The organism is Streptomyces sp. NPDC007808 (genome assembly GCF_042868655.1).
In the GTDB taxonomy this organism is placed as follows: Bacteria; Actinomycetota; Actinomycetes; order Streptomycetales; family Streptomycetaceae; genus Streptomyces.
Window position 1 is genome coordinate 565573 of record NZ_JBIAEQ010000007.1, and the last position, 12942, is coordinate 578514.

A 12942-nucleotide genomic window follows, 5' to 3' on the forward strand; every position below is an offset into this window, starting at 1 on the left:
GTTCGCCCGTTGGCAACAGTCGCGTACGCTCACGGCGTGGTTGATACGACGCCTCTGACTCGTGCCGTTGATCATTTCGCTGATCGTCTGCGGGCCGCGCCGCAGAGCCGGCTGCAACGAAGTGCGGCTTCGGAGGCGCTGGGACTGGCCAGAGAGCTGGCCCGCAGGGCTCAGGTCCTGGAGGCGCCCGAGGTGGAGCCCCGGGTCATGCCGGACGCCGGGATGTTCGCGGCGGCGGACCAGATCACCGTCGCCGTGCACGACTTGGCGACGGTGATCGAGACGGAGGCCGAAGTCCTGGAAGCGGTGCGGCTGGTGGAGGAGGCGCAGAAGCGGGCGGGGGTGTGATCCGCGGCCTCCGCCCCAGGGCCTGTCGTTCGGATCGTGCCGGCGTCGCGGTTCCTAGAGGGACGCTATGACGCGGTCCGCCAGGATGTAGACGTTCTCCCCGCCGCACGCGAAGGTCAGCGTGTAGGCGCCGGAGACTCCCGACCCGCCCAGCAGCACCGGCGTCTCGCCCGCACGCAGGGCCGCCGCCAGCCGCTCCGCCGTCTCGCGGTGGCCCGGCGTCATGCACAAGGTGGTCCCGTCGGCGAAGACGTAGACGTCGAGGGTGCCCAGCGGGCCCGGCCGGACATCGGTCAGTTCGACGGCGGACTCGGCCAGTTCCTCAAGGGTGGCCACGGTGCGCTCGTGGTCGTTCACGGCCGGTGAGGAGACCGGGACGAAGTCCGGGTGGGAGGGGTGGCGGCGGCGCGCCGCGGCCAGTTCGGGCGACTCACTGGGGGTGGTGCCCTGGACGAAGTCCTTGGCGGCCACCTCGTCGGCGTCCGCGCTCGGCTCCGTCACCGGCTCCAAGTGCTCCAGGCCCGCGAAATCGGCCTGCCGGGGCAGGAACAGCTCGCTGTCGGTCAGGCCCAGCAGGGTGGGCGCGTCCGAGGCGTCGCGGGCCTCCTGGGCGGCCCAGAAGGCCCGGGCCTCGGCCAGTTCCCGCTCGCGCTCCTCGGCGAGTGCCTCGGCCACGGCCGCGCGTATCTCATCGGCGTCCGCGGAGATGCGGGCGGGCGGGACGAGACCGCGGGCCGCGGTCGCGTTGCTCTGTGCCAGCTCGGTGTGCAGGGCCGCGACCTGTCGACGCAGCACCATGAGGGTGCGCAGGACGGCGACGCCCACGGCGCCGGTGGCGGCCGTGGTGAGCAGCAGGGCGATCGGCATGGCGCTCACGGACGTACTCCCGGTTCAAAGTCGACCCCCGACTTCCTACATCAGCTTGAAGGGCGGACTATCCAGCTGTCAGTGCGTAACGTCACGAAACGGACAGGTCTTTGGGCCTGGGGTTTGGTGGTGCAACGGCTCTGAGCTGCGCGGATCCCTCCGTGGAGGGAGATAGGTCACATCCTGGGGGAGATTGGATCACAAAACGGCCCAGAACCAAGGGGTTTCCCGGGTTCTGGGCCGAAGCCTCACGCTGGGTCGTGACTTGACTACGCGGAGGGTCGCTCGGTGACTCAGCTCAGGCGCTCGATGACCATCGCCATGCCCTGGCCCCCGCCGACGCACATCGTCTCCAGGCCGAACTGCTTGTCGTGGAACTGGAGCGAGTTGATGAGCGTGCCGGTGATGCGCGCGCCCGTCATGCCGAAGGGGTGACCGACGGCGATGGCGCCGCCGTTGACGTTCAGCTTGTCGAGGTCGATGCCCAGGTCGCGGTAGGAGGGGATCACCTGGGCGGCGAACGCCTCGTTGATCTCGACCAGGTCGATGTCGTCGATGGTCAGGCCGGCCCGGCGCAGGGCCTGCTGGGACGCCTCGACCGGGCCGAGACCCATGATCTCGGGCGACAGGCCCGAGACACCGGTGGAGACGATGCGGGCGAGCGGGGTCAGGCCGAGCTCACGGGCCTTGGTGTCGGACATGATCACGACCGCGGCGGCGCCGTCGTTGAGCGGGCAGCAGTTGCCGGCGGTGACCAGGCCGTCGGGGCGGAAGACCGGCTTCAGGCCGCCGACCGCCTCCATGGTGACGCCGGCGCGGGGGCCGTCGTCCTTGCTGACGACGGTGCCGTCGGGGAGCGTCACCGGGGTGATCTCGCGCTCCCAGAAGCCGTTCTTGATGGCTTCCTCGGCGAGGTTCTGGGAGCGGACGCCGAACTCGTCCATGTCCTGACGGGTGATGCCCTTCCAGCGGGCCAGGTTCTCGGCGGTCTGGCCCATCGCGATGTAGGCGTCCGGCACCAGGCCGTCCTCGCGCGGGTCGTGCCAGGTGGTGCCTTCCTGCTCGGCGACCGCGGCGGTGCGGGCCTCGGCCTCCGCGAAGAACGGGTTGTGCGTGTCCGGGAGGCTGTCGGAGTTGCCCTTGGTGAAGCGGGAGACCATCTCGACGCCGGCCGAGATGAAGACGTCGCCCTCGCCGGCCTTGATGGCGTGCAGCGCCATGCGGCTCGTCTGCAGCGACGAGGAGCAGTACCGGGTGATCGTGCAGCCCGGCAGGTGGTCCATCCCCATCTGCACGGCGACGATACGGCCGAGGTTGTTGCCCTGCTCGCCGCCGGGGAGGCCGCAGCCGAGCATCAGGTCGTCGATGTCGCGCGGGTCCAGCTCGGGGACCTTGGCGAGGGCGGCCTGGATGATCGTGGCGGTGAGGTCGTCCGGACGCAGGTCCTTCAGGGAGCCCTTGAAGGCGCGGCCGATGGGCGAGCGGGCGGTCGAGACGATCACGGCTTCAGGCATCACGGCTCCAGTCGAAAGGTGCGGGCGCGCAGCGCCTCGTTCAGGGGTGGTGGTCGGGCGGCGGTGGGCATACCGGAGGGTCGGGCAGGGCTGTGAGGGAAGTTACCCGCACGTAGCGGCGGGGTCACGGGCAGGGCGGTGTGACCCTTGCCGCAATTTTCTAAGCGCTTGCTTGGCTCGGGTGCCCGGTCTCCCGGAACGGGGCCTCGTCCTCAGGGTCCCTCGGCGGCGGAACCGCCGTACAGACCGGACGGCGTGGACGCCGGCTCCACTTCCTGCACCCGGCGCCGACGGCGCCTCTTGAGCAGGGCCCAGGGCCCCTTCGGGCCGGTCGGCATGGCCGCCGTGACCTCCGTGCCCGCCTCCGACGCGGCCTCCGCGGCCGCACGGGCGACCGGCAGGAAGCCCTCGCGACGGGTGACGTCGGGGCGTTCCTCCTCCGCCGGCCACAGGCCCAGCGCCGCGCAGACCGTCGGCAGAACCGCCATGGCCGCGGTGGCGTAGCCCTCCGCCGAGGGGTGGTAGTTGTCGGGGCCGAACAGCTCACGCGGGTTCGCCGCGAACTCCGGGCCCAACAGATCGCCCAGCGACACCGTGCGCCCGCCCTGCTCGACGACGCCGATCGTCTGGGCGGCCGCCAGCTGCCGGGAGGCCCGGCGGGCCAGCCAGCGCAGCGGCTGCTGGACGGGCTCGATCGTGCCGAGGTCGGGACAGGTGCCGACCACGACCTCCGCGCCGGCCGTGCGCAGCCGCCGTACCGCCGCGGAGAGGTGCCGGACCGAGCGCGTCGGCGGCATCCGGTTCGTGACGTCGTTCGCGCCGATCATGATCACGCAGATGTCGGGCGTCAGGGCCGGGTCGGCGAGCACCAGGGCCACCTGGCGGTCCAGGTCGTCCGAACGGGCCCCCGGCAGCGCCACGTTGCGCAGCAGCACCGGCCGTTCCGCCACCGCCGCCAGCCCCGACGCCAGCAGCGCCCCCGGCGTCTGCCCCGCCCGGTGGACGCCCTGTCCGGCGGCGGTCGAGTCACCCAGCAACGTCAGCCGCAGCGGCGCCGCGCCGACGGTGCCGTACAGACGGCCGTACCGGCCGTCGGCGTTCGGCACGTGATTGTTCGTCCCGTTGCCCACATGGCGCCTGGCCAGCCGCACCTCGGCGAGGAGCAGACCCACGCCCGCCGCACCCACCAGCCCGATCCCGCCGCCGCCGTACGCGGCGCCCGCCGCGATCCGCCGGGCCACCCTCGCCCTCGACATGCTCGTCATGCGTCGCCGCCACCTCCTCGTAGCCGTACATCAACTGCTTGCCCCGCACGGACCGTGGCCCAATCCCAACGAGCAGTGAACGACCGTCATGGGCTCCGCGCAGGCCATAGGCTGGCGGAACCACTAAGACCATTTCTTTTGCAGCATCCGGAGACAACGGTGCATTTCCACGACTCGATGATCAGCCTCGTCGGCAACACCCCGCTGGTGAGGCTCAACAACGTGACCAAGGGCATCCGGGCGACCGTCCTTGCCAAGGTGGAGTACTTCAACCCGGGCGGCTCCGTGAAGGACCGCATCGCCCTGCGCATGATCGAGGCGGCGGAGGAGAGCGGCGCGCTCAAGCCCGGCGGCACGATCGTCGAGCCGACCAGCGGCAACACCGGTGTCGGGCTCGCCATCGTGGCTCAGCAGAAGGGGTACAAGTGCATCTTCGTGTGCCCCGACAAGGTCAGCACCGACAAGATCAACGTACTGCGGGCCTACGGCGCCGAGGTGGTCGTCTGCCCGACCGCCGTCGACCCCGAGCACCCGGACTCGTACTACAACGTCTCCGACCGGCTGGTCCGTGAGACGCCGGGTGCCTGGAAGCCGGACCAGTACTCCAACCCGAACAACCCGCTGTCCCACTACCACTCCACCGGTCCCGAGCTGTGGGAGCAGACCGAGGGGAAGATCACCCACTTCGTGGCGGGTGTGGGGACGGGCGGCACCATCTCCGGCACCGGTCGCTATCTGAAGGAGGCCAGCGACGGCAAGGTGCAGGTCATCGGCGCCGACCCGGAGGGCTCCGTGTACTCCGGCGGCTCCGGGCGGCCGTATCTCGTCGAGGGCGTCGGCGAGGACTTCTGGCCGACCGCCTACGACCGGACCGTCGCCGACGAGATCGTCGCCGTGTCCGACAAGGACTCCTTCCAGATGACCCGGCGGCTGGCCCGCGAGGAGGGTCTGCTGGTCGGCGGTTCCTGCGGGATGGCGGTCGTGGCCGCGCTGGAGGTCGCCGAGCGGCTCGGCCCGGACGACGTCGTGGTGGTCCTGCTCCCGGACAGCGGCCGCGGCTACCTCTCCAAGATCTTCAACGACGAGTGGATGGCCGACTACGGCTTCCTGGAGGACGAGGGCCCGAGCGCGCGCGTCGCTGACGTCCTCAACGACAAGGAGCACGGCGCCATCCCGTCCCTCGTCCACATGCACCCGGACGAGACGGTCGGTCAGGCCATCGAGGTGCTGCGCGAGTACGGCGTCTCCCAGATGCCGATCGTGAAGCCGGGCGCCGGTCACCCGGACGTCATGGCGGCGGAGGTCGTCGGGTCGGTCGTCGAACGGGAGCTGCTGGACGCGCTGTTCACCAAGCGGGCCTCGCTCGACGACCCGCTGGAGAAGCACATGTCGGCTCCGCTGCCGCAGGTCGGCTCCGGTGAGCCGGTCGCGGATCTGATGTCCGTGCTGGGCGCGGCCGACGCGGCGATCGTCCTCGTCGAGGGCAAGCCGACCGGTGTGGTGAGCCGTCAGGACCTGCTGGCCTTCCTCGCCAAGGGCGGGAAGTAGCGGCGAACGTGCGGTGAACGGGCCGCGTCCGGAGCGAACCCACGATGACCGGGGCTGCTCGGAACGTCGCGGAACTGGTACGAGCGCGTCACGTTCACGCAGCACCCGCTTAACACGGGTCCGGCAGATTAGGGGATGTCGGCAGGGCGGCGGCACGACCCGGGTGTTGAGCACTCGGGGAGGCTTCCCGCCCGGTCGGCGCCGAACGGCGCCAAGGACCTCCGGAGCGGCTCCCGGACCTCCATGGACGCCACGGACGCGCAAGCCCGGCCCTGACCCGGCCCGCGTCCTTCGCGGGGACCGCCGTCGTCCCGCCCCCCGGCAACGGGGGAGCGGCGGTCCCCGCGCACCTTCCTTCTGCGGCTGAACCGCCGCCGCTCTCGCGGACGTGGTTGCCCGCCGTCGGAGTTCCTCGATGGATGGGTGCGGTGGTCGTCGTCCTCTTCCGGCGACCTGGGGCCGGTCAGTCCTCCCAGCTGTCCCCGTCCTTCGCCGGCCTGCGCCGCCAGCCGCGGAAGAGACCGGGGTTGGTACGGGCGGCCTGGACGACGTTGATGCCGACGATGCCGATCCAGGCGACGAGCAGACCGCGCAGGCCGGCGACACCGCCGCCGATGCCGGACAGCGGGATCGCCATGACCAGCGAGATGATGCCGAATCCGAAGCGCTCCCCGAAGGAGTCCGTCGTCACCGGGGACCGGGTACCCCGTGCCGCCGCCATCTGCTGCTCGGCCACCTGACGGCGCATCCGGCGCTCGACCGCCCCGTCGATGCGCTGGTCGACCTTCTCCATGAACGAGTCGACCAGCGCGGACTCGTACTCCTCACCCAGCTCCCTGCGGGCCTGCAGGGTGGCGTTGAGTTCCTTCTTGAGCTCGGTGTCCCGCGCGTCCATTCCCGTCATGCCACCCACGGTAGGCAGCGGGGACGAGCGGTGCACTGGGGTTAGCCCCCCTGTCGGTGCGGGGGGCGCCGGGAGCGGGGGAGCCCGCCGTGGCCCTTCCCCGCCGTGGCCTGTCCCGCTCGCTGGCCGCGTCTCCGGTCGTGGCCCGTCCCATGCCGTGGCCCGTCCCCGGTCGTGGCCCGTCCCCGGTCGCGGCCCGTCCCCGGCCACAGCTCGTTCCAGGGCCTGGGACCGTTCCAGGGCCTGGGACCGTTCCAGGGCCGGGGACCGTTCCAGGGCCGGGGACCTAGGAGGGGGACTGGATGCGCAGCCCGAAGCGCGCCCAGAGCAGACGTTGGATCAGCAGCGTGAGGACGCCCGCGATGATCATGCCCGCGAGGTTCACGCCGAGCTGCTTGAGAGACGCCCCCACCTCCCCCCAGTGCGCCAGGGGGATGGCGACGGCGATGTTGCCCGCGGCCGGTACGGTCGTGACGGAGATGAAGACCCCGACCAGCACGGAGGACTTCCCCGCGGTCAGCGACAGGATCCCGGCGATACCCGCCAGCAGCGCCACGATGAACGACCAGCGGTCGGGATGCGCGATGAACTCCGTCATCGGCCTGTCGTCCAGCATGTCCGGCGTGATCCAGCCGAGCAGGCGGCTGACCCCGGCGCACACCGTGGTGACGGCGATCGCGACCGCGAAGCCCACCACCAGCGCACGTAGGGCGGTGCCCATGAGAACGGGACGGCGCCGCAGGATCGCGAAACACAGTGCGGCCACCGGGCCGAACTCCGGGCCGAGCACCATGGCGCCGACGATCAGGATCGGCTGGTCCAGGAGGACACCGATGCCCGCGATCTGCGTGGCCAGAGCCAGGAAGGCCAGGTAGGACCAGTTCAACCGGGTGTCGGCGGTGACCCTGGCCTCCAACTCCGCCCACACCACGGCGTCCTGCGGATCTCCGGGCGCAGCCTTCTCGGCCCGCTCCGCCGCCGCCGAGAGGGCGAGGTCGATCTGCTCGACCGTGATCGAGCCACTGTCCTCAAGGCCCAGCTCGCGCAGCTGGTCGAATATCGCGTTCGCGGCCTCCCTGGTGACGACGAACTCGACCACATCGCCCTCGGGCGACGTGGCGGCACCGGGGAACTTGACGACGTTGACGGCTCCCGGGCAGTCCAGGGCGGTGCGAAGCACCTCTGCCGTCCGGTGGGCGGGACTGATGACTCGTACATGCAACACGCTGCGCATTGTGCCCCGCCCGCTTCTCCACCGGAACGCGCGGTGGCGGGTCAGTTCGCCGATCGTCGGCCCAGCACCTGGGCCACCAGCAGGCCCGCCAGCAGGGCCCACGCCACGACGCCTCCACCCATGTGGGGCCAGCCGAGGGCGGCCAGGGACGCTGCGGTCAGCAGGCCGCCGGCCCAGGCGACCCGGTCCGTGACGAACGTCCACTCCCGTCGAGCGCTGCCGGGATCACGCAGTTCCAGTACCGCGGCCCTGATCACCAGCGCGGCGGCGATGACCACCACGGTCGTCACTGAGGGGTCCACAGCCGGTTCCTCCGCTTCGTGTTCCGGGGACCGCAGGGCATCCGTCGTGCGGGCGGCCAGGATCCCGCTGCGCTGTCCGACCCAGTGTGCGCCCCCGGCCCCGGCCGGCCACCCGACGCGGCGCTCCTGTGCCCTGTTCACCGCTCAGCGGATCGGCCCAGGCTCTTGATCTTCTCGAAGGGGTAGGCACCCACGATCACCACGGCCAGTCCGTAGAGGGCGAGAACCACCAGTCCCCGGGTGCCGACCGATCGGCCACCGCCGCTCATGAGGACCGTGCCGATCGGCACCAACGGGGCGAAGCCGAGCACCGCGGCCCCGGTGCACCAGAAGGCCACCAGGTCGTTCGCCCGTTTCCTCAGCTCGGGGTCCGCCTTCACCTGTGCCGGGACGTCGTACCCGTCGGACCTGTCACAGACCTTGCCCCGGTACCCGGTGCGTGCGGCCAGTGCGCCGGCCAGGCCCAGCAGGAGGAAACAACCGAAGACGAACGCGTAAGCCATGGATGCCCCAGGGGTGGTGCGATGCCGAGCAGCGGCAGCGGCTGTACTTGATGATGAAGGCGATCACCCTGCCCGGGGGCGTCGTGGGCGCACTCAGCGCCCAGCTGCTCCACCAGCCGCCCCTTGCCGGACTGTATAAGGTCATGCAGAGTTCTTGCTATCTGAATAGGCCGGGCCTCCGGAGTGAGGGGTGAGTGGGCTTCATGTCGGCTCCGACCATGGACGCGCGCGGCTCCCTGCGTACCGCCCCCGCGTCGCTCGGGCACGCTGTACTCTCCCGGGGCGTGGCGGAGCAGGGCGGCTGCGCCTCACTCGCCGCGCGGCGGACACCGCGCGCCTGCCGCGCGTACCGTCTTGCCGTGGGCCGCGAACTCGTCTCCACCGTACGGGCCTTGCGGCAGCGCGGCCTCGGACCCGACCCGGAGCGCAGGGTGGGCCGGGCAGCGGTGCCGGCCGGGTCGGTGCTCGACGACGACCTGCACGACCGGCCGCTCACCGGCGATGCGGCGGCGGCAGAACTGCTGGACCGGTTCACGGACATCTGGAGGGGAAGCGCGGCATGAGCGCGGACAGGAACACCACCGGGACGGACAGCCCCGCCGCGCGGCTGCAGGCGCTCTTCGAGGGGCACCGGCTGACGCCGACCCAGCGCCGTATCGCGCACAGCATGGTGCGGCGGGCCGCCGATGTGCCGTTCCTGTCCAGCGTCGAGCTGGCCGAGCTGGCCGGGGTCAGCCAGCCGTCCGTGACCCGCTTCGCCGTCGCCCTCGGCTTCGACGGCTACCCGGCGCTGCGCCGGCACCTGCGCGAGGTGGCGCCCGTCGAGCAGCCGGTGGACGCCGGCTCGTACAACGAGTACCAGCAGGCCGTGGAGGCCGAGATCGAGAACCTGCGGCATCTGGCCGAGGTGCTCGCCGACCCGCGGCCCGTGCAGAAGGCCGGGCGGCTGCTCGCCGCCTCGCGTCCGCTCCCCGTCCTCGGCCTGCGCGCCGCGGCCTCCCAGGCGTACGGCTTCGCCTACTTCGCCGCCAAGGTCCACCCGGACGTACGGCTGCTGCACGAGGGCGGCACCATGATCCACGACCGGGTCGACGCGGCCGTCCGGGCCGGTGCGACCGCCCTGCTGTGCTTCGCGCTGCCCCGGCATCCGCGGGAGGTCGTGGACACGCTGGCGTACGCCAAGAAGGCCGGTCTGACGGTGGTGACGGTGGCCGACTCCGCCTTCGCGCCGGTCGCCAAGGTCTCCGACCTGCTGCTGCCTGCGGCCGTCGGCACGGGCCTCGCCTTCGACACCGCCTGTGCGCCGATGCTGCTGGGCCGGGTCCTGCTGGAGGCGATGTGCGACGACCTGCCGGACGCCCAGGCCCGGCTTGAGGAGTTCGACGCGCGGGCGGCGGCACGGGGGCTGTTCGTCGAGTGATTTCTTAAGACTCGTCTCACGTTCCTTCACTAATCTGCCCGTCCGACAGAACTGTGCCAGGACGACGAGGAGGCGGAACGTGGCACGCGGAGATCGCAGAGCTCAAGGTCTGACTCGGGTGGCGGTCGTCGTACGGTCCGGGGCGGCGCCGTTGTGGTGGGTCGGGGTGGTCGCGGCGGGCGTCGGGATGCTGGTGCCGGGGCTGACGGGGCGCCGGATCGGCGTGACGGCCGGGGCCGCGCTGTTCATCGTCGCGCTGGCGGTCGCGGCGTACGCACGTCGCGGGCGCTACAACGACCTGATCCGCACGGCGGTCCGCGCCGGCAAGCACGATGTGCTCCAGGACCGCGCGGTGACCGCGCGCAACTGGCGCCGGGGGCACCGCTGGTGGCTGGTCCTCGCGTTCCTCGCCGCGCTGGGCGGCGCGTTCGCCGTGCCGGCGGCGGGCGGGATGCTGCTGGCGGGGTGCGGGGCGGGGCTGTGGCTCAAGGCCGCGTGGCTCGGCCGGCGCGAGCGGGACGAGAACGCCCTGCTGTGGGTGCGGGTGGACTGGCTCGACCGGCGCGGCGGCAGGCCGGCGGGCAAGGCGGTCAAGGCCTACCGCAGTACGGGGATCGCCGCGGGCGACGCGGCCCCCGGTGGGGCCCGCCGCCGCACCGCGGCGCTGGTGTAGGTCGGGCTTCGCGGCTGCCGCGCGTCAGACCTCCAGCTCCTCCTCGATCTTCCGCAACTGGTGCCGGGCCATGGCCAGGTTGGCGCGCTTCGCGTCGAGCACCAGGTACAGGAAGAGGCCGTTGCCCCCGCGTCCGGTGATCAACCGGATCAGGTGGTACTGGTCGCTGAGGGTGATCAGGATGTCCTCGATGCCGCCCTTGAGGCCGAGGTGCTCCATCGTGCGCATCTTGGCGCGGACGACGTCGGTGTTCCCGGCGGCGGCGACGTTCAGGTCGAAGGTCTTGCCGCCGCCCAGCGTGCCGAGCGCCATCCCGCTGGTGTAGTCGACCAGTGCGGCTCCGGTCGCGCCCTCGATCGAGGCGAGGCATTCCTTCAGCGTGGTCTCGGTGTTGGCCATGATGGTGTGTCCTTTCAACTATCCGTAGTGGTACGCGCGTTGCCGGAACTTCCGGCGTTGGTGGCAGTGGTGCGTGAGGCGCGCGCGGTCCTCGGGCGGGTGGTCAGGGGTCTGGCGGGCTCCTCGGCGACGTCCTTGGCGGGGCCGCGCCGCAGGGGCACCGCCTCGGCGTCGACGAGCTCGCCGATGCGGGCGCCGGCGCGGCGGCCCTCCAGATGGAGCCGGCCGACGTTGACGTTGTCCTGCGCGAGCAGCGTCAGGACGGCGGTGCGGCCCGCGGCGTACGTCGCCACGTAGCCGCCCGCCCCGCGCACGAGCAGTTCGCGGAAGTCGCCCCGGCCGGTCGCGTCCGCCACCCGCACCGCGACGCCGAGCGCGGCGGCGGTGAGGGCGGCGAGGCCGTCCGGCTCGACACCGGGGGTGTCGTGGGCGAGCACCAGGCCGTCCACGCCGGCGGCGAGCGCGCCGGTCAGCTGGGGCACGCGGGATCTGAGTCGACGGAACTCGTCGAGTATCGGTGGCTCGGCCGCCATCAGGCGTCTCCTCTCGGCGCCGGACCGCTGCGACGGGCGCGGCGGCCCGGTCTGCTCGCGGTCCTCGAAGGGTTTGCGGTCAAAGGGCCTCCAGCGCATCCCTGACCCTCTTCAGCAGCGCGATATAGGGATCGGCGGCGTCGGGTGGTGGTGGGTGGTCCTCGGCGGGCGGGGCCTGTGGGGAGACGAGCCCCGCCGCGGCCAGCCGCCGGATGTGCACCAGCGTGTGGAACGCCGGCCTGCCCAGCTCCCGCGCGATGTCCGTGGCCCGCCGTACGCCGTCCACCCGGGCCAGTACGGCGGCCTGCCGGGGCGGCACCGCGGGCGCCGCGAGCGGGTCGGCGCGGATCAGGGGTGCGGCGTCGGTCGCCGGGTCGGGCCAGATGCGGCGCAACAGGGCGCGGCGGCGCAGCGTCTCCCGCTCCAGGCCGGCCACCGGCACGGGGTGCACGGCGGCGAGCCAGTGCGCGGTGCCGTAGCGGAACCGGCCGGGCGTGCTGCTGGGGGCGAGCGCGAAGTACGCGGCGTCGTACAGGGCACTCGCCTGGGCCAGCTCCAGTGCGCCCGGGGTGACGCCGTGGCCCAGGAGCCGGGATCCGTCGGCGCTGTCCTCGGCGGCCCGCCAGGTCCCGGCGTCCAGGGTGCCGTGGGCCGTGAGGACCACGTCGAGGCCGGGAGCGAGGGGGCTCTCGGCGTGCACCACCCTGCCCTCGGCCAGGTGGAGCGTGCCGTGCTCGCGGACCAGGACGCCGGTGGCACGCTCGTCGGCGAGCCGGGTCAGCATCGGGGACAGGATGCCCCGGACCCGCTCATGGGCTCCGGCGCTGTCCCGGACCGGCAGCGGAGGCGGCGGGGTGGTGTCGACGACGGTCATGCCAGCACCAGCCGTTCGGCCATCTCGCCCAGCCGGATACGGGCCAGTGCGAGGTTGCCGTCCGAGCGGGCCAGCCACAGGTACAGCACCACGCTGCTGTCGAAGGTGGTCGGTACGAACCGCAGCACGTGGTAGCTGTCCCGGTTGCTGAGGATCACGTCCTCGACGGGCGGGTCCGCTGCGCCCGCGTCGTCGGCGGGCCCGAACGCGTGCTGCTCGGCCGCCAGCCGTGCCAGTTCCGCCGCTTCCGCCGCCGCCACCTCGTGGTCGCCGCCGGGAGGGTCGCCCACCGTGCCCAGGGCCAGCCCGCTCGTCCAGTCGACCAGCGCGGCGCCCCTGGCACCGGGCAACCGCATCGTCTCCAGCAAGCACTCGTCGATTCCGGGCACCGTCGCTCCCCTCCCGCCTGGGGTCCGGCTGAGTGACCGCCAAACTACGCAACGTGTGTGCGGCGAGTGAGCGTTCGGGCATTTTCCAGTGGAACATGCGCGAAGTGGCTAGGGTGGGTCAACTGAGCTCGTTTTCAAGCGGGTTGATCACCCCTGTCCTGCCGGTGTT

15 protein-coding genes and 1 pseudogene are annotated in these 12942 nt (G+C 72.0%); 5 read left to right on the forward strand and 11 right to left on the reverse strand.

Features of this window, described 5'->3' with window-relative positions; all coding sequences use genetic code 11:
- The first annotated feature begins 36 nt into the window (after positions 1–36).
- The gene (locus ACFYNL_RS28105) at positions 37–348 is read left to right on the forward strand and encodes a hypothetical protein (protein ID WP_388807878.1); all 312 of its coding nucleotides are present in this window, start codon (positions 37–39) and stop codon (positions 346–348) included.
- Positions 349–402: 54 nt separating this feature from the next.
- On the opposite strand, the gene ACFYNL_RS28110 is transcribed toward ACFYNL_RS28105, so the two are convergent.
- From ACFYNL_RS28110 to ACFYNL_RS28120, 3 genes are all read right to left on the reverse strand, one after another.
- On the reverse strand, positions 403–1224 hold the full coding sequence (locus ACFYNL_RS28110; protein WP_388807880.1) for a hypothetical protein: 822 nt from the start codon (positions 1222–1224) through the stop codon (positions 403–405).
- 284 nt (positions 1225–1508) lie between these two features.
- Positions 1509–2729, reverse strand: a complete 1221-nt coding sequence (locus tag ACFYNL_RS28115) for an acetyl-CoA C-acetyltransferase (protein ID WP_388807882.1) — start codon at positions 2727–2729, stop codon at positions 1509–1511.
- Positions 2730–2941: 212 nt separating this feature from the next.
- Complete coding sequence (locus tag ACFYNL_RS28120) at positions 2942–3994, reverse strand: SGNH/GDSL hydrolase family protein (RefSeq protein WP_388807884.1); 1053 nt, start codon at positions 3992–3994, stop codon at positions 2942–2944.
- A 159-nt stretch (positions 3995–4153) separates the two neighbouring features.
- Between ACFYNL_RS28120 and ACFYNL_RS28125 the strand changes: the two genes are divergently transcribed.
- Positions 4154–5542, forward strand: a complete 1389-nt coding sequence (locus tag ACFYNL_RS28125) for a cystathionine beta-synthase (RefSeq protein WP_388807885.1) — start codon at positions 4154–4156, stop codon at positions 5540–5542.
- Between the two features lie 463 nt (positions 5543–6005).
- On the opposite strand, the gene ACFYNL_RS28130 is transcribed toward ACFYNL_RS28125, so the two are convergent.
- The 4 genes from ACFYNL_RS28130 to ACFYNL_RS28145 form a co-directional block, all read right to left on the reverse strand.
- A complete protein-coding gene (locus ACFYNL_RS28130) occupies positions 6006–6437 on the reverse strand; it encodes a hypothetical protein (protein ID WP_388807989.1) in 432 nt (143 codons plus the stop codon).
- 295 nt (positions 6438–6732) lie between these two features.
- A complete protein-coding gene (locus ACFYNL_RS28135) occupies positions 6733–7680 on the reverse strand; it encodes a DUF389 domain-containing protein (RefSeq protein ID WP_388807887.1) in 948 nt (315 codons plus the stop codon).
- A gap of 41 nt (positions 7681–7721) precedes the next feature.
- Positions 7722–7982, reverse strand: a complete 261-nt coding sequence (locus ACFYNL_RS28140; protein WP_388807888.1) for a hypothetical protein — start codon at positions 7980–7982, stop codon at positions 7722–7724.
- A gap of 137 nt (positions 7983–8119) precedes the next feature.
- Positions 8120–8485 carry a hypothetical protein gene (locus tag ACFYNL_RS28145; protein ID WP_388807890.1) on the reverse strand — a complete coding sequence of 122 codons (366 nt, stop codon included), beginning with the start codon at positions 8483–8485 and terminating at the stop codon, positions 8120–8122.
- 224 nt (positions 8486–8709) lie between these two features.
- Between ACFYNL_RS28145 and ACFYNL_RS28150 the strand changes: the two are divergent.
- The 3 genes and pseudogenes from ACFYNL_RS28150 to ACFYNL_RS28160 all read left to right on the forward strand — a co-directional run.
- Positions 8710–9048 (forward strand): annotated as a pseudogene (locus ACFYNL_RS28150) (histidine ammonia-lyase); the annotation flags it as partial.
- A complete protein-coding gene (locus tag ACFYNL_RS28155) occupies positions 9045–9905 on the forward strand; it encodes a MurR/RpiR family transcriptional regulator (protein WP_388807892.1) in 861 nt (286 codons plus the stop codon). The pseudogene ACFYNL_RS28150 and the gene ACFYNL_RS28155, both read left to right, overlap by 4 nt.
- A gap of 79 nt (positions 9906–9984) precedes the next feature.
- Positions 9985–10578, forward strand: a complete 594-nt coding sequence (locus tag ACFYNL_RS28160) for a hypothetical protein (protein ID WP_388807893.1) — start codon at positions 9985–9987, stop codon at positions 10576–10578.
- 24 nt (positions 10579–10602) lie between these two features.
- Here the strand turns inward: ACFYNL_RS28160 and ACFYNL_RS28165 are convergent, their stop codons facing one another.
- The 4 genes from ACFYNL_RS28165 to ACFYNL_RS28180 all read right to left on the reverse strand — a co-directional run bounded on the left by ACFYNL_RS28165 (position 10603) and on the right by ACFYNL_RS28180 (position 12773).
- Positions 10603–10977 carry a hypothetical protein gene (locus tag ACFYNL_RS28165; protein ID WP_019756493.1) on the reverse strand — a complete coding sequence of 125 codons (375 nt, stop codon included), beginning with the start codon at positions 10975–10977 and terminating at the stop codon, positions 10603–10605.
- A gap of 14 nt (positions 10978–10991) precedes the next feature.
- Complete coding sequence (locus tag ACFYNL_RS28170) at positions 10992–11510, reverse strand: roadblock/LC7 domain-containing protein (protein ID WP_388807895.1); 519 nt, start codon at positions 11508–11510, stop codon at positions 10992–10994.
- A 79-nt stretch (positions 11511–11589) separates the two neighbouring features.
- Positions 11590–12384, reverse strand: coding sequence for a transcriptional regulator (locus tag ACFYNL_RS28175; protein ID WP_388807896.1), 795 nt, complete (start codon positions 12382–12384; stop codon positions 11590–11592).
- Positions 12381–12773, reverse strand: coding sequence for a hypothetical protein (locus ACFYNL_RS28180; protein WP_388807897.1), 393 nt, complete (start codon positions 12771–12773; stop codon positions 12381–12383). Before ACFYNL_RS28180 ends, ACFYNL_RS28175 begins: the two co-directional genes overlap by 4 nt.
- Positions 12774–12942: the final 169 nt, after the last annotated feature.